At 72.5% G+C, this 18971-nt stretch carries 18 protein-coding genes and 1 CRISPR repeat array; of the genes, 11 read left to right on the top strand and 7 right to left on the bottom strand.

Annotation, left to right across the window (positions count from 1 at the left end):
- The first annotated feature begins 274 nt into the window (after positions 1 to 274).
- Together proP and ACIG3E_RS10370 are read left to right on the top strand one after the other, a co-directional pair.
- On the top strand, positions 275 to 1678 hold the full coding sequence (proP, locus tag ACIG3E_RS10375; RefSeq protein WP_399614800.1) for a glycine betaine/L-proline transporter ProP: 1404 nt from the start codon (positions 275 to 277) through the stop codon (positions 1676 to 1678).
- A gap of 95 nt (positions 1679 to 1773) precedes the next feature.
- Positions 1774 to 2445: an O-methyltransferase gene (locus ACIG3E_RS10370; protein ID WP_399613753.1), complete on the top strand. Its 672-nt coding sequence runs from the start codon at positions 1774 to 1776 to the stop codon at positions 2443 to 2445.
- A gap of 18 nt (positions 2446 to 2463) precedes the next feature.
- On the opposite strand, the gene ACIG3E_RS10365 is transcribed toward ACIG3E_RS10370, so the two are convergent.
- Complete coding sequence (locus ACIG3E_RS10365) at positions 2464 to 2856, bottom strand: hypothetical protein (protein WP_172386709.1); 393 nt, start codon at positions 2854 to 2856, stop codon at positions 2464 to 2466.
- A 130-nt stretch (positions 2857 to 2986) separates the two neighbouring features.
- Here ACIG3E_RS10365 and ACIG3E_RS10360 point away from each other — a divergent pair, with 130 nt between their 5' ends.
- Together ACIG3E_RS10360 and ACIG3E_RS10355 are read left to right on the top strand one after the other, a co-directional pair.
- Complete coding sequence (locus ACIG3E_RS10360; RefSeq protein WP_399613750.1) at positions 2987 to 3304, top strand: antibiotic biosynthesis monooxygenase family protein; 318 nt, start codon at positions 2987 to 2989, stop codon at positions 3302 to 3304.
- Positions 3305 to 3511: 207 nt separating this feature from the next.
- The gene (locus tag ACIG3E_RS10355) at positions 3512 to 3955 is read left to right on the top strand and encodes a phosphotransferase family protein (RefSeq protein ID WP_399613747.1); all 444 of its coding nucleotides are present in this window, start codon (positions 3512 to 3514) and stop codon (positions 3953 to 3955) included.
- Positions 3956 to 4160: 205 nt separating this feature from the next.
- Positions 4161 to 4556: direct repeats of the CRISPR family, unit length 26 nt; unit sequence GGACCACCCCCGCACGCGCGGGGACC.
- 260 nt (positions 4557 to 4816) lie between these two features.
- Here ACIG3E_RS10355 and ACIG3E_RS10350 read toward each other — a convergent pair.
- On the bottom strand, positions 4817 to 5209 hold the full coding sequence (locus ACIG3E_RS10350; RefSeq protein ID WP_399613745.1) for a hypothetical protein: 393 nt from the start codon (positions 5207 to 5209) through the stop codon (positions 4817 to 4819).
- Positions 5210 to 5865: 656 nt separating this feature from the next.
- On the opposite strand from ACIG3E_RS10350, the gene ACIG3E_RS10345 reads away from it, so the two are divergent.
- Positions 5866 to 6207, top strand: coding sequence for an ATP-binding protein (locus ACIG3E_RS10345; RefSeq protein WP_399613743.1), 342 nt, complete (start codon positions 5866 to 5868; stop codon positions 6205 to 6207).
- A gap of 241 nt (positions 6208 to 6448) precedes the next feature.
- Here the strand turns inward: ACIG3E_RS10345 and ACIG3E_RS10340 are convergent, their stop codons facing one another.
- Positions 6449 to 8500 (bottom strand): MDR family MFS transporter, encoded by a 2052-nt coding sequence (locus ACIG3E_RS10340; RefSeq protein WP_399613741.1) that lies wholly within the window; start codon positions 8498 to 8500, stop codon positions 6449 to 6451.
- Positions 8501 to 8689: 189 nt separating this feature from the next.
- On the opposite strand from ACIG3E_RS10340, the gene ACIG3E_RS10335 reads away from it, so the two are divergent.
- Entirely contained in the window at positions 8690 to 9556 is an 867-nt protein-coding gene (locus ACIG3E_RS10335) for a peptidoglycan-binding protein (RefSeq protein WP_399613739.1), read from the top strand.
- A gap of 105 nt (positions 9557 to 9661) precedes the next feature.
- Here ACIG3E_RS10335 and ACIG3E_RS10330 read toward each other — a convergent pair whose 3' ends face one another.
- Complete coding sequence (locus ACIG3E_RS10330; protein ID WP_399613737.1) at positions 9662 to 10327, bottom strand: HAD family hydrolase; 666 nt, start codon at positions 10325 to 10327, stop codon at positions 9662 to 9664.
- Positions 10328 to 10545: 218 nt separating this feature from the next.
- Entirely contained in the window at positions 10546 to 11124 is a 579-nt protein-coding gene (locus tag ACIG3E_RS10325; protein WP_399613735.1) for a TMEM165/GDT1 family protein, read from the bottom strand.
- A gap of 487 nt (positions 11125 to 11611) precedes the next feature.
- Between ACIG3E_RS10325 and ACIG3E_RS10320 the strand changes: the two genes are divergently transcribed.
- The 4 genes from ACIG3E_RS10320 to ACIG3E_RS10305 all read left to right on the top strand — a co-directional run bounded on the left by ACIG3E_RS10320 (position 11612) and on the right by ACIG3E_RS10305 (position 16831).
- Positions 11612 to 12259 carry an HNH endonuclease family protein gene (locus ACIG3E_RS10320; RefSeq protein WP_399613732.1) on the top strand — a complete coding sequence of 216 codons (648 nt, stop codon included), beginning with the start codon at positions 11612 to 11614 and terminating at the stop codon, positions 12257 to 12259.
- 76 nt (positions 12260 to 12335) lie between these two features.
- On the top strand, positions 12336 to 13955 hold the full coding sequence (locus tag ACIG3E_RS10315) for an alkaline phosphatase D family protein (RefSeq protein WP_399614798.1): 1620 nt from the start codon (positions 12336 to 12338) through the stop codon (positions 13953 to 13955).
- Positions 13956 to 14284: 329 nt separating this feature from the next.
- Positions 14285 to 16225 carry an FAD/NAD(P)-binding protein gene (locus ACIG3E_RS10310; protein ID WP_399613730.1) on the top strand — a complete coding sequence of 647 codons (1941 nt, stop codon included), beginning with the start codon at positions 14285 to 14287 and terminating at the stop codon, positions 16223 to 16225.
- 150 nt (positions 16226 to 16375) lie between these two features.
- Complete coding sequence (locus ACIG3E_RS10305) at positions 16376 to 16831, top strand: DoxX family protein (protein ID WP_399613727.1); 456 nt, start codon at positions 16376 to 16378, stop codon at positions 16829 to 16831.
- 122 nt (positions 16832 to 16953) lie between these two features.
- On the opposite strand, the gene ACIG3E_RS10300 is transcribed toward ACIG3E_RS10305, so the two are convergent.
- Positions 16954 to 17583 carry a superoxide dismutase family protein gene (locus tag ACIG3E_RS10300; protein ID WP_399613724.1) on the bottom strand — a complete coding sequence of 210 codons (630 nt, stop codon included), beginning with the start codon at positions 17581 to 17583 and terminating at the stop codon, positions 16954 to 16956.
- Positions 17584 to 17855: 272 nt separating this feature from the next.
- Here ACIG3E_RS10300 and ACIG3E_RS10295 point away from each other — a divergent pair, with 272 nt between their 5' ends.
- Positions 17856 to 18485 (top strand): DedA family protein, encoded by a 630-nt coding sequence (locus ACIG3E_RS10295; protein ID WP_399613722.1) that lies wholly within the window; start codon positions 17856 to 17858, stop codon positions 18483 to 18485.
- Here the strand turns inward: ACIG3E_RS10295 and ACIG3E_RS10290 are convergent.
- Positions 18482 to 18700, bottom strand: coding sequence for a DUF2277 domain-containing protein (locus ACIG3E_RS10290; RefSeq protein WP_399613719.1), 219 nt, complete (start codon positions 18698 to 18700; stop codon positions 18482 to 18484). The genes ACIG3E_RS10295 and ACIG3E_RS10290 overlap by 4 nt on opposite strands.
- Positions 18701 to 18971 lie beyond the last annotated feature (271 nt).

The raw sequence follows: 18971 nt of genomic DNA, 5'->3' as shown, positions 1-18971 counted from the left end.
GCCCGCCCGGACAAGGCCCGTACCAGGCACGACGACGGTCACCCCCTCTTTCACAGAACTCTCGGCGCCCCGGGGTTCGGTTCCCGGAGCGGGACGCGACATAGATCACAAAGCCGCCATGTCCGCACTGGACCATCTTGATCCGTTTGAGCTGCGTACACCCACTTTTACATCTCTATGACACGAGATAACCACTCTCCGTAATGATGGTGCTTACACCTATGGTCGTCGACTTGTGTCCTTGTCGTCCATCGAAAGGCAGGCGAGCGAGCTCTTGCCGAACGCCACCCCCGTCGCCCCGAGCAAGCAGCAGGCGCCGTCCCCCGCGGGACCCGGCGGCGCCCCGGCCCCCGAGGTCACCGTCACCGACCCGGCGCTCGTCAAGCGCGCGGTGAAGGCGGCCGCGCTCGGCAACGCGATGGAGTGGTTCGACTTCGGCGTCTACAGCTATATCGCGGTCACCCTCGGCAAGGTCTTCTTCCCCTCGGGCAACCCGACGGCACAGCTCCTGTCCACCTTCGGCGCCTTCGCCGCGGCCTTTCTGATCCGCCCCGTCGGCGGCATGGTCTTCGGGCCCCTCGGCGACCGCGTGGGCCGCCAGAAGGTGCTGGCCCTCACCATGATCATGATGGCGGCGGGCACGTTCGCGATCGGCCTGATCCCGTCGTACGCCACGATCGGCGTCTGGGCCCCGGTCCTCCTGCTCATCGCCCGTCTCGTGCAGGGCTTCTCCACCGGCGGCGAGTACGCGGGCGCCGCCACCTTCATCGCCGAGTACGCCCCCGACAAGCGGCGCGGCTTCCTCGGCAGCTGGCTGGAGTTCGGCACCCTCGCGGGCTACATCGGCGGCGCGGGCCTGGTCACGCTGATGACCGCGCTCCTGTCCAGCGAGGACCTGCTGTCCTGGGGCTGGCGCGTCCCGTTCCTGATCGCGGGCCCGATGGGCCTCATCGGCCTCTACTTGCGCATGCGCCTGGAGGAGACCCCGGCGTTCGCGGCCCAGCTGGAGCGGGCGCACGCCGACGAGCGCACCCGCGGCAAGGTCGGCCTGCGCGAGATGGTGACCGGCCAGTGGCGCACCCTGCTCCTGTGCGTGGGCCTCGTCCTGGTCTTCAACGTCACCGACTACATGCTCCTGTCGTACATGCCGACGTACCTGACCGGCGAGCTGAAGTACGACGAGACGCACGGCCTGCTCGTGGTGCTCGCGGTGATGGCCCTGATGATGTGCGCCCAGCCGTTCGTCGGCGCGCTCACCGACCGCGTCGGCCGCCGCCCCGTCATCGCCACGGGCTGCGCCGGCTTCTTCCTGCTCTCCGTGCCCGCCCTGCTCCTGATCCGCGACGGCTCCCTGTGGGCCATCGGGCTCGGCATGGCCGCGCTCGGCCTGCTCCTGGTCTGCTTCACGGCCGCCATGCCGTCGGCGCTGCCCGCGCTCTTCCCCACGAAGGTCCGCTACGGCTCGCTGTCCATCGGCTTCAACGTCTCCGTGTCCGTCTTCGGCGGCACGACCCCGCTGGTGGTCACGGCCCTCATCGGGGCCACGGGGGACGTCATGATGCCCGCGTACTACATGATGGCCGCGGCCGTCGTGGGCGGCTTCGCCGTCTGGCGCATGACGGAGTCCGCGGGCCGCCCCCTGCCGGGGTCGCCGCCCGCGGTCGAGCCCGGCGCCTGACTCCGCCCAGGGCCGTGGTTTCGGGGTGGGGCGGGAGTGGGGAGCCCACCGGCAGGGCACACCGCCCACGCCACCCCCGCACCTAGGAGCCCCCTGTGACGGCCCACCCCGCCTGGACCACCGTGGACACCTACTTCACGGACCTCCTCGTCCCCGAGGACGAGGCCCTCACCCACGCCCGCCACGCCGCCGAGGCCGCGGGGCTGCCCGCGATCAGCGTCACCCCCACGCAGGGCAAGCTCCTCCACCTCCTGGCCCGGCTCGTCCCGGCCGGGCGGATCCTGGAGATCGGCACCCTCGCCGCCTACAGCACCATCTGGCTGGCGCGGGCCCTGCCCGACGACGGCCGCCTGATCACCCTGGAGTTCGAACCGGCCCACGCCGCCGTGGCCCGCGCCAACCTCGCCCACGCGGGCCTGGACAAGGTCGCCGAGGTGCGCACGGGCCCCGCCCTCGACTCCCTGGCCGCGCTGCACGCCGAGGGCACCGCCCCCTTCGACCTGGTCTTCATCGACGCGGACAAGGCGAACAACGCCCGCTATCTGGAGTGGTCCCTGAAGCTGACCCGGCCGGGCGGCCTGATCGTCCTGGACAACGTGGTCCGGGGCGGCGGGGTCGCCGACGCCACCTCGGACGACCCGTCGATCCTCGGCACCCGCGAGGCCCTGGAGCTCATCGCGAGCCATCCGGACCTCGACGGCACGGCGGTGCAGACGGTCGGCGACAAGGGCTACGACGGCTTCGCGCTGGCCCGGGTGCGGGCCTGAGCCACGGCGGACCGGGGCTCACCCCTCGTGGTAGAAGCCCACGTTCACGCTCCGCGGCCCCGAGCGGTCCTGCACCACGATCTCCCCGGAGCCGCCCCGCGGCAGCGGCGCCGCCCCTCCGTAGGCGAGCGGCGTCGCCGCCCCGTGGGCGAGGAGGCGGACCTCGGACGCCGGGTTCGGCTGCGAACCGCGCAGCCAGGTGACGGTCCAGACGCCGTCGGGGCCGCAGCGGAACTCCAGATGCGTACGGGACACGAACAGCCAGTCCTGCGGCGGCACGAGCCTGCACACGCTGCCGTCGCGGCCCACCAGGAGCACCGCGCCCGGCTCGCTGGGGGCCTCCGCCATCGTCATGCCCGCGGTCGCCCCCGCGTCCGCACCCGACACCGTGGCCATCGTGAGCTCCAGCATCTCCGCACCCCCATGGTTTCGGACACTCGCGCGCATCCTAGCCTCGCCGCCGCCAACGGGCCCGCCCCTCGGGCCGCGGCCGTACGGGGCCTCACGCCGCCCCGACGCGGCCATACGCGAGGATGACCCCATGAGCATCGTGAAGATCAACGTCCTGAACGTGCCCGCCGAGCAGCGCGAGGTCCTGGAGAAGCGCTTCGCGTCCCGCGCCGGGACCGTCGAGGGCTCGGACGGCTTCGAGTGGTTCGAGCTGCTCCGCCCGGTCGACGGCACGGACAACTACCTGGTGTACACGCGCTGGCGCGACGAGGCGTCCTTCCAGGCGTGGATGGAGGGCCCGATGAAGGCGGCCCACCAGGGCGGCGGCGACCGCCCCAAGCCCGCCGCGACGGGCAACGAGGTCTGGTCCTTCGAGGTCGTGCAGCAGGCGGCCCCGAAGCAGGCCTAGAGCGCCCGCGAGAACGCCCCGAAGGGTCGCGCCGCGGCGAGCCCCACGTCGACACTCTGGCGTGGGGGTTCGTCCTTGCCGTCTGTCTGGCGCATGCCGGGTTGGTCACCCATGGGTGGGCGCCGGTTGATCGCGCGCGACTAAGGGGGGGCTGGTTCGGGCATGGCGGCTGACGCTGCTCAGGGCGCTGGCTGACGGGCGAGGGCCGTGGAGGCGGATCTCAAGGCCACGTACGGGGAGTTGGGCGGTGTCCTGCGGGACCTGCACTCCATGACCGTGCCGGAGGGCCTCCACCTGCCGTCGTACGAGCCCTTCGACAAGTCGGACGTACGGCTGGACAAGGCCGCGCTCCCGGACGACGACAAGACCTTCCTGCGGAAGCGCGCACGGGAGCTCCAGGACAAGTGCGCCGAGCTGAAGTTCGAGACGCCGAAGGGGCCCGTCCACGGGGACGCGCACGTCCAGAACCTCATGACGGACGTTCAAGGCCGCGTGATCCTCATCGACTTCGAAGTCCTCTGCTACGACCACCCGGAGTGGGACCTCATGGTCACGTCCGAGCAGTACGCCGACTTCGTGGGCGCGTACGGGCGGGACCTGTCGACTGGGAGGGCTACGGGACGCTCCGCGGGCTGCAGGAGTTCAACATGACGACCTGGCTCATGCAGAACGTGCGGGTGAGCGAGAGGGTGGCGGACGAGTACCGACGCCGGATCGCGGCGCTGAGGGACGACGATGGGCCTCGGGATTGGCGGCCTTGGTAGGTACGAGGAGGTTCGGCGGAATCCGCTGTTGAAGGACCGTGGGGGGCGTGTGGCCCCGGCTACGGCCTGGCTGTGGATGGCTTGAGCCTTGCGATGAGACCCCCGCACGCGCGGGGACCACCTGGCCGTGGCCACGGCGATGCTCCCCGGACTGGGACCACCCCCGCACGCGCGGGGACCACCGCAAGTTCGACCCGAAGACGCGGAAGAGTGCGGGACCACCCCCGCACGCGCGGGGACCGCATTGCCCGATGACTGAACCGCCATCGCAGGGCGGGACCACCCCCGCACGCGCGGGGACCGCGGACCACTTGTAGTACGGCTCAAAGAGCGACGTGGGACCACCCCCGCACGCGCGGGGACCGCAGGCAACGCGGCCACGCCGAATTGCACTTCAAAGGACCACCCCCGCACGCGCGGGGACCGCTTGCCCATGCGCGCGGTGGAGCCAATCAGGACGGGACCACCCCCGCACGCGCGGGGACCGCAGGTCGTGACCTGGGGATTTGCTAGGCAGGCGAGGAGTTTTTGCTTACTTCTTGAGAGACCGGCATTGTGGTCATTTGGTGGAAAGTCCCATAATCTCGCATGAAGTGGACAGTGGTGGCTCGGTGCTGGGGCTATCGAAGGGCTGTGGTGGTACACCCTTGCTGGTCCCGCCGACGTTACTCGATCACGGTGAAGCCACCTGCAACTTCTTCGCTGTTCGGCTCGGCTGAGGGTTCGTATTTGGCGTGCCCGTGGTGGGTCAGTCATCGTCCAAACGGGCGAGGGCGTCGCGAACCTTTTCGTGGAATGCTGCCACGGCTGGGATTGCCGCGTGCCTGCTGACCTCTGCCTGGAAGTCCGTGACGTACCGCTGGAAGCGGGCGGACTGGAGGGTGTCACCTGCTGCTTCCAACTCGCCGTTCAGTAAGTGGCTTTGGGTTAGGACCATGCGGCAGAAGCCCAGAGTCCGGGCATACTCCGGGACCGTGCTGTCGGCGGCGCGTTGGGCGTGGCCCAAGGCCTCGCGGCACTGTTTGAGGTCGCGTAGGCAGTGGCAGGTTTCGCTCTGGATCTCTGCGGCGCCGACGTAGTGGAGCCAGTCGGAGTCTTCGGCTGTGTCGGCGCGTTCGAAGTAGCACTCGGCCTCGTTCATGGCGCGGCCAGCGCCGCGGGCGTCACCGGCATTGGCCAGGGCGCGGTGTCGACTGGCCTTTGCCGCCTTCGGCTGACGCGCGGGCGAGTTGGATCGCTTGGGCGTGGTTGCCGAGGTAGTTGGCCTGGTGGCTGAGGTTGGTCAGGATGCGAGTGCCGAACATGCGGTCGCCATTGACCTGGGACAGCCGAAGCGTCGGTCGCCGGGTACCCGATCGGCTGCGATGCGGGCAGAATCCAAGATCGCCCGGCGTGGCGACTCGGCTTGGCGCTGAGCGCATCCGCCATGACCGCCGCCGTCTGTGGCCTGGTGCCTGCTCCGTCCCGCCATCGCTGGACGGACACGTGGGTGGTTCCGAGAGGTGTGCCGCGTTGCTTCGCCCGGTCGCACATGCGCTTCGCGAGGCGCTTGTTCGAGACTCTGGCCTCTTTCATCAGGGAAATGAGGCGCGCGTTCGGATCTCGGTCCATGCTCCCCTGTATGTGCCCCCTTTGCCTTTGCCGGTGTTCACATGAACCCCCTGGCGAACGCCCCCGACTCGTCGGCTCGTGTCGTTCACTGTTCGGCACGGAATGACCGGGTGCGCCGCCCGTCGGAAGTCAGGAGGGGGCGTGAGGGGACCTCGTCCGAGCAAACACAGAGCGAACACTCCAGGCGTGGCAACTCCGCGAGCTGGCGCTGCCGAATCGTCGGCCGGTCATCACCGGGCGCTGACGTTCTCGGCCGATTCCCAGGACGCGGTTCGCGCCGCACGGGACATGGTTCGAGGGTCCCTCCAGGACTGGCGGCTTGGGCACATCAGCGATGACGCCCGGCTCGTTGTCTCCGAACTCGCCAGTAACGTCGTGCAGCATGCCGTGCAGGACAACTGCCTGGCGCAGCCCGGTGGCAGGCGGCGTATCGACGTCTCGGTGATGACGTGGCCGTGGTTGCTGTGCCTTGGCGTGACTGATGAGGACTCCGCCGGACCTTCCGGTGGGTGGTCGACTGTCGTCTGAGCTCGCGGGGGCGCCCCTGTCCCGCCCCTTCCCGATCCCGGGGGCTCCGCCCCCGGACCCCCGCCTTTTCGGCGCTCCGCGCCTCGTCCTCAAACGCCGGACGGGCTGAATTGCTGCCGGTGCGGACCGGATGTCGTCCGCGAGCCCGCAGAAGGCATCCGACGTGCACCGAGATCATTCAGCCCGTCCGGCGTTTGAGGACGAGCGCGCAGCGCGATGAAGGAGCGGGACGGGGCAAGCCCTACCGCACGGCTCCCCGCACGGGGTCGCGTGGGCGCTCCCCGTCCGACCCGCACAGCTCCGCGCCCAGTTCCTCCACCAGCTCCCGCAGGTCCGTCGGGCGCTCGGGCCCCCACCAGTCGCCGAGGAGTTCCGCGAGGGAGTCCTCGCGGGCCCCGGCGAGGCGGGCGGCGGCCTCGGCGCCGTCGGGGGTGAGGCGCAGGCCGAGGCCCTCGCGCACCGCTAGGCGGCGCTCCTCCAGCTGGCGCGCGGCCTGGGTGATGACGGTCAGCGGCACCATGCTGCGCTCGGTGAGCGTCGCGGGCTCCACGTGCCCGTGCCTGCTGATGCGCAGGAGCAGCCAGCTCGCGGCGGGCAGCAGGTCGTACCCGGCCCGCCGGGTGATGTCCTCGTAGACCGCGCGCCGCCCCTCCCGCGTCCCGAGGACCGACAGGGCCCGCGCCACCTCGTCGTACGACGACCGCTGGACGGGGTTGCTGGCGAGCGTCTGGGTGGGGTCGGGCGCGGTGACCGCGCCGCGCAGCTTGTCCTCGCGCAGGAACCAGGCCAGGACGAAGGCGGCGAGCGCCACGGGGGCCGCGTACAGGAAGACGTCGGTGATCGAGCTCGCGTACGCGTCGACGACGCCGGGCCGCAGCCCCGGCGGCAGCTCCGCGATGCCGCGCGGGTCGGCCTTGAGCGAGTCGGCGCTGACGCCCGGCGGCAGCTGCTGCCCGCCGAGGGCCGCGCCGAGCTTGTCGCCGAGCCGGTGGGTGAAGACCGTACCGAAGACCGCGACGCCGAAGGAGGCGCCGATGGACCGGAAGAAGGTCGCGCCGGAGGTGGCCACGCCCAGGTCCTCGTAGCCCACGGCGTTCTGCACGATCAGGACGAGCACCTGCATGACGAGGCCGAGCCCGAAGCCGAAGACGAAGAAGTACGCGCTCATCTCGAAGGTCGGGCTGTCGGGCTTCAGCTGGTGCAGGAGCAGCAGGCCGAGCGCGGTGACGCCGGTGCCCGCGATCGGGAACACCTTCCAGCGCCCTGTGCGGCTGACGATCTGGCCGGACGCGGTGGACGAGATCAGCAGGCCGACGACCATCGGCAGCATGTGCACGCCCGACATGGTGGGCGACACACCCTGGACGACCTGGAGGAACGTCGGCAGGTACGTCATGGCACCGAACATCGCGAAGCCGACGACGAAGCTGATGACGGCGGAGAGCGTGAAGGTGCGCACCCGGAAGAGCTTCAGCGGAAGCACTGGTTCCGCCGCCCTGCGCTCGACCGCGACGAAGCACCCGGCGAGCACCACGCCGAGCACCGCGAGCCCGATGATCTGCGGGGAGCCCCAGCCCCAGGTGGTGCCGCCGAGCGAGGCGACGAGCACCAGGCAGGTGGCGACGGACGCGATGAGGAAGGTGCCGAGGTAGTCGATGGTGTGCCGGGTCGAGCGGGCCGGGACGCGCAGCACGGCGGCGATCACGACGAGCGCGACCGCGCCGACGGGCAGATTGACGTAGAAGACCCAGCGCCAGCTCAGATGCTGGGTGAACAGGCCGCCGAGCAGCGGCCCGAGCACGCTCGTGGCGCCGAAGACCGCGCCGAACAGGCCCTGGTACTTGCCGCGGTCGCGCGGCGACACCAGGTCACCGACGAGCGCCATCGACAGGACCATGAGCCCGCCGCCGCCGAGGCCCTGGAGGGCGCGGAAGGCGATCAGCTCGGACATGTTCTGGGCGGCGCCGCACAGCGCCGAACCCGCCAGGAAGATCACGATAGCGGTCTGGAAGAGCTTCTTGCGGCCGTACTGGTCGCCGAGCTTGCCCCACAGCGGGGTGGCCGCCGTGGCGGCGAGCAGATACGCCGTGACGACCCACGACAGGTGCTCCATGCCGCCGAGGTCGCTGACGATCGTCGGGAGGGCGGTGGAGACGATGGTCTGGTCGAGGGCGGCGAGCAGCATGCCGAGCAGCAGCGCGCCGATGGAGACCAGTACGCCACCGGGCACGTGTTCGCCGGGCCCCGCCCCGTGCTCCGGCCCGGACGGACGGGCGCTCACGTCCTGCGTCATGGCCACCTCCCCGGGTGCTCCTCATCTCCATCCTGAGCCGAGTCACCCGTTATGGCCTGTTGAGTCGTACGGCTGCATACTCCTGAAGAGCTCTACGGGGCCGCCGAGCGAGGGGAGCACCCAGTGGGCGAGCAGCACGGGAGGGCCGTGGGGCCCGAGGAGCCTGCCTTAGGGCCTGGTGGGACGCCGGTGGGGGCGTGCTGTCCCCGGTGCGGCAGATCGCGTGCGCCGGGTGGTGCGCCCGCGTGCGGCTGTGCGCGCGAGACGGCGGACGCGCTGCGCGAGACCCGTTCCGCGCAGGCGGCGGCCGCCGAGGACTTCGATCCGCTGCGGATCCGCCCGTACGTGACGCTGCCGGAGCCGCGGGCGCCGCTTCCGGCCCTGTCGTCGGCTCCGCCGCCCCCGGTGGCCCGGCCCGCGGTGGCGCGTGCGGCCGGGGAGCGGGGCGCCGCGCGGGCCACCCACAGACGGGTCCGCCGGAGCGGCCGTACGACGCTGCTCGCGGGGGCGGGGGCGCTGTTCGCCTCGGCGGCCGTGTTCGCCACCGGCATGTTCTCCGGGGGCGGTGGCGGCGGCTCGGACCGGGCGCTGCCGGACGCCACGGCCAGCACCGACGACGACCCGCCACGGGAGGAACCGGCCGCGCGCGTGTCGGCCGAGCCCGTGTCCAGCCCGCCGCCGCGCCGCGTGCGGCCCTCGCCGTCCAGGTCCGTGTCCGCGCCCCCGACCCCGTCGGCCTCGCACTCCCCTCGGCCCCTGCACGCGCCCGCCACGTCCCCCACGCGCACGACGGCCCGCGCCACCGGCACGGTGTCCTTCCCGCCACCCCCGCCCCCCGTCCTGCACCTGGGCGACCACGGCCGGGAGGTCACCGAACTCCAGCACCGCCTACGCCGGATCCAGTTGTACGAGGGCCCGGCGGACGGCGTCTACTCCCCCCTGCTGGCCCAGGCGGTGGCCCGCTACCAATGGGCCCGGGGCATCACCCAGGACCCCCTCGGCACCTACGGCAGAGCGACCCGCCGAGCTTTGGAAGCGGAGACAAGGGCACCGTGAGCGGCCGCGGCGAAGCCGCCCCAAAGGGGCGCGGGGAACTGCGCGACCAGCCACAGACAACCGTCAGACGAGCGACCACAGCCCCCGTACGGCGCTACAGGAAACTCAGAAGGAGCCAAAGGAAAGCCGCAGCCCCCCGCCCGGCAGGGCGGTGACCCGCACCTGGGTGAGGTCATCGACGCACACGGTCGGCCCGTACTCGGCGGCCCGAGGCCCGACCCCGACCACCCTCATGCCCGCGGAGCGCCCCGCCGCAACCCCCGCCCCCGAGTCCTCAAAGACAACACAGTCCTCGGGAGCGACCCCAAGCTCCGCCGCCCCTTTGAGAAAGCCCTCCGGGTCCGGCTTACTGGCACCGACGCTCTCGGCGGTGACGCGTATCGCGGGCATAGGGAGCCCCGCCGCGCCCATGCGGCCGGTGGACAGGGCGACGTCGGCGGAGGTCACCAGGGCGTGCGGGAGCCCGGCGAGGGAGGCCAGGAAGGCGGGGGCGCCGGGCACGGGCACGACGCCGTCCAGGTCGGCGGTCTCGCGCGCGAGCATCTCGCGGTTCTCCGCGTGGTTCTCGGCCATGGGCCGGTCGGGCAGCAGCAGCGCCATGGAGGCGTGCCCCTGGCGGCCGTGCACGACCTTCATGACCTCGTCCGGGTCGAGCCCGTGCCGGGCCGCCCAGTCGCGCCAGCAGCGCTCCACGACGGCGTCGGAGTTGACGAGGGTCCCGTCCATGTCGAGGAGGAGGGCTCGGGCGGTCAGTTCGGTCACGGCCGTCATCGGCGTACTCCAAAGGCGAAGGGAACCCGCACACGCGTCGAGAGGAGCTCGGGAGGTCGAGCGAAGGTCGACAAGAACAAGGCGACCCCGCCCGCCGGTCAGGGAGTACGGGCGGAGCCACTTTGTTTCTTCACGGTACAAAACAAGTCCCGCAAGGGGCAACAACGCAGGTCAGGCCCGCAAAAGCGGCCCCACCCGGGGCATCCACCGCGGCCGCCTCAGGCCACGGCCTCGTAGAGGCTCCACAGCCCGAGCGCCAGCATCAGGAGCGCCGCGACCTTGGTGATGAGGGCCAGCGGCACCCGCTTCATCAGCGCCTTGCCGCCGACGATGCCGAGCCCGGCGACCGCCCAGAGGGCCAGGACCGCGCCGATGCCGACCGACAGCGGGTCGTCGTAGCGTGCGGCCAGGTTCGCCGTCATGATCTGCGTCAGGTCGCCGAACTCGGCGACCAGGATGAGCATGAAGCCCGCCCCGGAGACCCGCCAGAAGCTCTGGTCCTTGGGCGCCTTGACCTCGTCGTCGCCGTCGCCCTTCTTCAGGAGCAGCATCGCGGCGCCGCCGAGGAACAGCAGGCCGGTGATCGCGTGCACCAGGCGCTGCGGGGCGAGGGTGAGGACGCTGCCCGCGGCCACGGCGAGCACGACGTGCACGGTGAACGCGGCGGCCACGCCCGCGAAGACGTAGCTCGCGCGGTAGCGGGTGCCGAGCACGAGCCCGGCGAGCGCGGTCTTGTCGGGCAGTTCGGCAAGGAAGACGACGCCGAAGACGAGCGCCGTCACACTCAAGCTGATCAAGGTTCCTCAATCGGTCGGGCCACCCCACCGAGAGCTCCGCAGCAGCCTTCGCGTACGACACCTCGGCACGGCAGCGCACGGCGGCGCACACGGACGTGTGCGCGGGGCACTGCTTGCCGAAGGTCTCGCTGGCCGCCCACCGGGTGGGCCGCCTCCGGGCGCCGGCCCAGCTCGCGCTGAGCAGTGTGTCGACGGTCCGGCGAAGAGCTACTCCCCTTCTGCACCGGCCATGCTACGCGATCCCTCCAGGCCCGTGAACAGGGACTTTGGTCCGGTTCCGGGCGCCGCGCGGGGTGAGCCGGGTCACGTCCACGCAACCCCCTTGGCCCCGCGCACATATGACAAGCCGTGACATACCGGCGAACCCCTTGCCTCGGTCACCCTTTTGACGCGACCCTGTCACCGCGCGCACATCTGCTGGCCACCCCACACCGCCAGCCTGTCCACGCCCGAGTGGTCAACATCCCCCCACCTCAAGGGAGTTCGCATGCCCGGAATCTACGCGCGTCGCCGCCTCGCGGCCCTCGCCGGCGCCGCCGCCCTCGCCAGTGCCGCCACCCTCCTGTCCGGCTCCCCCGCCCAGGCCGCGCCGCCCACGCCGGTCAGCGCCGCCACCGCCCGCACCTACCTCGGCCAGCTCACCGAGCGCGCCGAGGGCTCGTCCGACGGCTACAGCCGGGACAAGTTCCCGCACTGGATCACCCAGTCCGGCGCCTGCAACACCCGTGAGGTGGTCCTCAAGCGCGACGGCGAGAACGTCCAGCAGGACGGCAGCTGTGCCGCCGTCTTTGGCACCTGGAAGTCCGCGTACGACGGCGCCACCTGGACCCAGGCCTCCGACCTCGACATCGACCACGTGGTGCCGCTGTCCGAGGCCTGGAAGTCCGGCGCCAACGCCTGGACCCAGTCCCAGCGCCAGGCCTTCGCCAACGACCTGGGCCAGCCCCAGCTCATCGCGGTGACCGACAACGTCAACCAGGCCAAGGGCGACAAGGACCCGGCGGAGTGGATGCCGCCGGCCGCCTCCTACCACTGCTTCTACGCGCGCATGTGGGTGGACGTGAAGCAGCACTACAACCTGAGCGTCGACCCGGCCGAGAAGAGCAAGCTCGCCTCGATCCTGAACGGCTGCTGACCGGCAGATCACCGGAACCGTCCCGCCCGCCTCCGTCGTTCCGTACCGTACGGGGCGACGGAGGAGAGTGATCACTGTGGCACGGCTGCGTCTGGGCCCTCTGCTGAGATACGTCGACGGGCGGAGCGCGACCGTGTGGGTCGAGGCCGACCGGCCCTGCACCGCCGAGGTGCGGTGCGCGGACGGCGCGGGCGGCTCGGCCCGCACGTTCCAGATCGCCGGGCACCACTACGCGCTCGTCCCGGTGACCGGACTGCGCCCCGGCACGGAGACCGCGTACGAGGTGACGCTCGACGGGAACGGCGTCTGGCCGCTGCCCGAGAGCCCGTTCCCGCCGAGCACCCTGCGGACGCCGCCGGACGAGCCGGAGGCCGTCCGCGTCACCTTCGGCTCCTGCCGCTGGGCCGCGCCGCCCGCCGGTGAGCACGACCCCGTCGGCCCGGACGCCCTGGACGCCCTCGCCGCGCGCATCGCCGCCGACCCGGCCGCCGAGCGCCCGGACGTCCTGCTGCTCCTCGGGGACCAGGTCTACGCGGACGAGGTCTCCGGGGCCACGCGCCGCTGGCTCGCCGCGCGCCGCGACCTGTCCGAGCCCCCGGGCGACCAGGTCGCGGACTATGAGGAGTACACCCACCTCTACTACGAGTCCTGGCTCGACCCCGAGGTCCGCTGGCTGCTCTCCACCGTGCCGAGCTGCATGGTCTTCGACGACCACGACGTCATCGACGACTGGAACACCAGCGCCTCCTGGCTCGCCGACATGCGGGCCACGCCCTGGTGGGGCGAGCGCGTCCGCAGCGGACTGATGTCGTACTGGGTGTACCAGCACCTGGGCAATCTGCCGCCCGCCGAACTCGACCGCGACGAGCTGTACGCGGCGGTGCGCGCGGCCCCCGACGGCACGGAGGAGCTGCGCGCCTTCGCCGCCCGCGCCGACGCCAACCCGGCGGCGGTCCGATGGAGCTACCGCCGCGACTTCGGCGGGGTGCGCCTGCTCATGGTCGACACCCGCGCCGCCCGCGTCCTGGACGAGGACCGGCGGGCCATGCTCGACGCCGACGAGGCCCGCTGGCTGCGCGAGCAGGCCCTCGACGGGGGCTACGACCACCTCCTGATCGGCACCTCGCTGCCCTGGCTGCTCCCGCACCTCATCCACGACGCCGAGGGGTGGAACGCCGCGCTGTGCCGGGGCGAGCGCGGCGCGCGCTGGGCCCGCTTCGGCGAGGACCTGCGGCGGCGCGCGGACCTGGAGCACTGGGCGGCGTTCCCCGACTCCTTCGCCGCGCTCACCGAGCTGATAGCCGAGGCGGGCACGGGCCCAAACGCCCCGGCGACCGTCCTCGTCCTGTCCGGAGACGTCCACCACGCCTACGTCGCCGAGCCCGCCTGGCCGCGCGGCTCGGCGCCCGCCGCGCGGGTCCTGCAGCTCACCTGCTCGCCCGTGCACAACTCCATCCCCGCCTCGATACGCGTCGGCTTCCGCTTCGGCTGGAGCCGCGCGGGGCGCGCCCTCGGCCGCCTCTTCGCCCGCCACGGCAGGCTGGCCCGCGCCGGGGTGAGCTGGCGCAGGACGGGCGGCCCCTGGTTCGGCAACCAGCTCATGACCCTGACGATGCGGGGCCGCGGCGCGGAGCTCCGCCTGGACCAGGCCCGGCGGACCGGGGGCCTGACGACGACGGCGTCCCGGCAGCTCTAGGGCCTGTCCGATGGGTCGGCGTGGAGCAAGGAGCGGCGTCTGGTGCGTGCGATCGCAAGGCGCCGGAATGTCCTCGGGTGGGGTCTCCCCTGCTCGAACGCAGCTGAGAGCTTGGGGAAGGAGCTACTAGGGCATTTCGGCAACGCGGCGAGCGTGCGTGCCAGGCGTCGCGACGCCGCGCCGACCCATCGGACAGGCCCTAGGCCAGGGCCCGGGGGCGGAGCCCCAGTTTCGGGAAAGGGGCGGGCCAGGGGCGCACCGCGAGGCATGATGCGGACCGTCCGCTTCCCCGTGCACCATGTGCGCCGCATCGCAAAGGGAGCCCCCGTTTGTCCCTCGCACCCCTCACCCCCGCCCTGGCCGTCGTAGGGGCGGGCCCCCGCGGCACCAGCGTCCTGGAACGCCTCTGCGCCTCGGCCACCGAACTCCTCGCCCCGGGCACGCGGATCACCGTCCACGTGATCGACCCGGCACCCCCGGGCCCCGGCCGGGTCTGGCGCACCGACCAGGCGCCCGAGCTCCTGATGAACACCGTCGCCTCCCAGGTGACCCTGTTCACCGACGCCAGCGTCGACTGCGCGGGGCCGGTCAGACCGGGGCCGAGCCTGTACGAGTGGGCGGCGGACGGGCACATACCCGGGCTCGGCCCGGACGACTATCCGACGCGCGCCGCGTACGGCCGCTATCTGGAGTGGGTGTTCGCCCGGACGCTGCGCACCGCCCCGGACGCAGTCCGCGTCGTCACCCACGCGGCCCGCGCGGCCCGTCTCGCCGAGACGGCCGACGGCCTCCAGACCCTCGTACTCGACGACTCCCGCGCCCTGACCGGCCTGTCGGCCGTGGTGCTCGCCCAGGGCCATCTGCCCACCGCGCCCGACGCCTCGCTGACCGCTCTCTCGGAGTACGCCGCCCGCCACGGCCTGCGGCACGTCCTGCCCGCCAACCCGGCCGACGTCGACCTCTCCGCCCTCGCCCCCGGCGCTCCCGTGCTCCTGCGCGGGCTCGGCCTGAACTTCTTCGACCACGTGACGCTCCTGACCGAGGGCCGCGGCGGCCGCTTCGTCCGCACGCCGGGCCGCCCGCCGCGCTACGTACCGTCGGGCAACGAGCCGCGCCTGTACGCCGGTTCGCGGCGCGGCGTGCCGTACCACGCGCGCGGCGACAACGCGAAGGGCCCCTACGGACGGCACGAACCCGCCCTGCTCACCGCCGACGTGATCGCCCGCTTCCGCAAGCGCGCGGACAGCGGGGACGCGCCGGACTTCCTCGCCGAGGTCTGGCCGCTGGTGGCGAAGGAGGTGGAGACGGTCTACTACGGGGCGCTGCTGAGCGCCCGTGGCACACCCGGGCGGGCGCGGGACTTCCGCGACCGCTTCCTCGACCTCCCCCACCGGGGGCCCGAAGAGCCCCTGCTCCTGGACGCGTTCGGGATAGCGGAGGCCGACCGCTGGTCCTGGGACCGGCTCGCCCGCCCGTGCGCGGGGCAGGTCTTCGGCTCGCCGGAGGAGTTCCGCGCCTGGCTGCTCGCCCGGCTGCGCGAGGACGCGGCCCAGGCCGCGCTCGGCAATGTCGCGGGCCCGCTGAAGTCGGCCCTCGACGTGCTGCGCGACCTGCGCAACGAGCTGCGCCTCGCCGTGGACCACGGCGGCATCACGGGCCGCTCGCGCCGCGACCACCTGGACGCCTGGTACACCCCGCTGAACGCCTTCCTGTCGATCGGCCCGCCCCGACGCCGCACGGAGGAGCTGACGGCGCTGATCGAGGCGGGCGTGGTCGAGGTGCTCGGGCCGCGCCTGGACGTGCGGGCGCGGGACGGGGCGTTCGTCGCGCGCTCGCCGGACGTGCCGGGCTCCGAGGTGCGGGTGACGGCCCTCGTGGAGGCGCGGCTCCCGGAGCCGGACCTGCGGCGCACCGGGGACGCGCTGCTCGCGGGCCTGCTGCGGACCGGGCAGTGCCGCCCGCACACCGTCGACGACCACGTGACGGGCGGCCTCGACGTGACCGGGCGCCCCTACCACCTGATTGACCGTCAGGGGCGGGCGCACCCACGGCGGTTCGCGTTCGGGGTGCCCACGGAGGGCGTGCACTGGGTGACGGCGGCCGGGGCCCGGCCGGGCGTGGACTCGGTGACCCTTGCGGACGCGGACGCGGTGGCGCGTGCCGCGCTGCGGGCCGTGACAGCTTTCCCCGGCACGACTCTGGCCCCCGGCGCTCCCCAGGCTCCAGACTTGGTCCAGACCCCCGACTTGGTACAGACCAACACCTCATGAGCGAGCGGGGAAACGAGACGGCCGAATCCAGATGATTCTCATCAAACACTCAGATGTTGAAGTTGCAAGTACTACTTAGGCCCACCTAATCTTGAGGCTTCGCGATCGGTTCACGTCCCCAACCGAACAAGACCGAAGGAGTCCCCCACCATGACTGAGCGGCTGAACAGCGCCCAGCCCTATGCCCTCGGCCTCTTCCGCATCGTCGTCGGCCTGCTCTTCTTCTGCCACGGCGCCGCCTCGCTCTTCGGTGCCTTCGGCGGCACCGACGGCAACGGCGCCACCATCGACGCGGGCACCTGGCCCGGCTGGTACGCGGCCGTCATCCAGCTCGTCGGCGGCGCCCTCGTCGCCCTCGGCCTCGGCACCCGCGCGGCGGCGTTCATCTCGTCCGGCTCGATGGCGTACGCCTACTTCAAGGTCCACCAGCCCGAGGCCCTGTGGCCGATAGAGAACGCGGGAGAGGCCTCGGCGATGTTCTGCTGGGCCATGCTGCTCCTGGTCTTCACCGGCTCCGGCGCGTTCGGCGTCGACCGCCTCATCGCGGCGGCCCGCGGCGAGCAGAAGGCCAAAGCGGGCTCCGACCGCACCCCCATCGCGGCCTGACCGCGCCCCACGCGCGGACGGTGCCCCCGTTCCGTACCGGTTCACGGGTACGGAACGGGGGCACCGTCACGTTCACGGGTACGGAACGGGCACCGTCACGCGCGGACGCCGGGGCCGGAGCCCTAGCCCGCCGGGGGCGGTGCGAACGGCACGCTGAAGCACGCGAGCCGCTCACCCGCGCCGCCCTGCTCCCGGTGCAGCACGACTGCCGCGGCCTCGCCGCGCCGGAAGCCCCAGTTGTGGACGGCGGACGCCTTGCCGGAGCCGTCCTTGGCGGCGGTGAAGTCCAGCCAAACCTCGTTCTCCGGATTCATGGGACCCGGCTCGTTCTGGTAGTGCGGCCCCGCGGCCGCCGGGTCCGCGCCGCACGGCTTCTGGTGCACGTGCACGCCGTACGCGTGGCCCGGCTGCAGGCCCTTCACGCGCAGGGAGACACGCGTGCCGATCTGATCGCTGCGCTGCGTCACCTCGATCCAGGAGGCGGCGGGGACGAGCTGCTGCTCGTACGTGATCGCGGCGGACGGCACGAAGGCCGTCGGCGGTGCGAACCGCGCCTCCGCGCGGACCTCCACACGGTCCGACGTACGACGCCCCAGGCGGTCCTGCGCGCCGCTTTCCGCCCGGTCCGCCGTGCCACGCTCCACCCGGTCCGCCGGACCGCTCTCCACCCGGTCCGCCGTACCGCTTCCGACGGCTCCGGCCGCGGCGAGCACAGCCGCCGCGACAGCCGAGGCAAACACTCCTGCCACCATGGCAAGCTCCTCGTATCGCCAGGTCAGGCCCCTTTGGGGCGCTCTGTCACTGTTCGTACGGGCCGCCCACCACCGTACGCCCCGGCCGCGCGGCCCGCCGGGTGAACGAGCCGACCCCCTGATGAACGTGACGTAGCGAACAACTGAGCCCCCAGTGGATCTCTGGGCGATCTCGCGGCGTACGCTGTACAGCTGTCGTCAGGCCGCCACCCGCCGCTCCCCGAGACATCGCGGCGATGAGTTGCCGACCGGGGAGTTACGGGGAGATTCGGGTGTTTGAGAGTGTGGGGGCGCTGACCGCCAGTCCGTGGATCTACGCGGTCGTGGCCCTCTCCGTCCTGTTCGACGTGTTCCTGCCGCTGCTGCCCAGCGGTGTCCTCGTCATCACCGCGGCCACGGCCGCGGCCGCGGCGGGCACCGGCACGGGGCGGGTGCCGCACGACGTGCCGGACATCCTCCTGCTGATGCTGTGCGCCGCGACCGCGTCCGTGCTCGGCGACCTCGTCGCCTACCGCATCGCCTGGCGCGGCGGGGAGCGCCTCGACCGGGCCATCGCCCGCTCCCGGCGCCTGACCAGCGCGCAGGAGCGGCTCGGCACGGCCCTCTCGCGGGGCGGCGGCGTCCTCGTCGTCATCGCGCGCTTCGCCCCCGCGGGGCGCTCCATCGTCTCCCTCGGCGCGGGCGCCGCGCACCGCCGCAAGCGCGACTTCCTGCCCTGGTCGGCCCTCGCGGGCGTGGCCTGGGCGGGCTACAGCGTGGGCCTCGGCTACTTCGGCGGCCAGTGGCTCGGCGCGACCTGGCTGGCCACCGGCGTCTCCGTGCTCGCCCTCGTCGCGGCGGGCGCGGGCGCGGCCTACCTGGTCCGCCGCCCCGCGGCGAACTCGAGCCCGTCCGGCGCCTAGGCGCGGGCGCCCCGCACCTCAAGCCCGTCGAGCAGCTCGGCCGTGGCGGCGGCGACCGCGTCCACGGCCCGGTCGAACACCTCCCGGTTGTGCGCGGCGGGCGCCCGGAACCCGGACACCTTGCGTACGTACTGAAGCGCGGCCGCCCGGATCTCGTCCTCGGTGGCCTCCTCGGGGAGCGCGGGCGGGCGGAGCGTCTTGATGCTGCGGCACATGCCTCCAGCTTCGCGCGTCCCGGCCCCCGACGAGAACCCGGTGCGTCCCGCGGGTTTCGGCACCGGAGGCGGTGGATACCCGGACGGGGCCCAAGGACCCACGACGGGTGGCCTTCCCCGAGCCCCGAGGGCATTGACAGGCACCGACGGCGGGCGTTGACTCCGCCGTACGAAGGCCCGAACGAGCCCGTCTACGACCCCGCACTCCGCGGTCCGCGCGCCGGAGCCGCCCCCGCTTCGCGCGGCGCGGGCCCGCCCCCCGTCCACGAAG

The organism is Streptomyces sp. NPDC053474 (genome assembly GCF_044544845.1).
Classification (GTDB): domain Bacteria; phylum Actinomycetota; class Actinomycetes; order Streptomycetales; family Streptomycetaceae; genus Streptomyces.
This window is presented reverse-complemented; position numbering and strand designations above follow the sequence as displayed.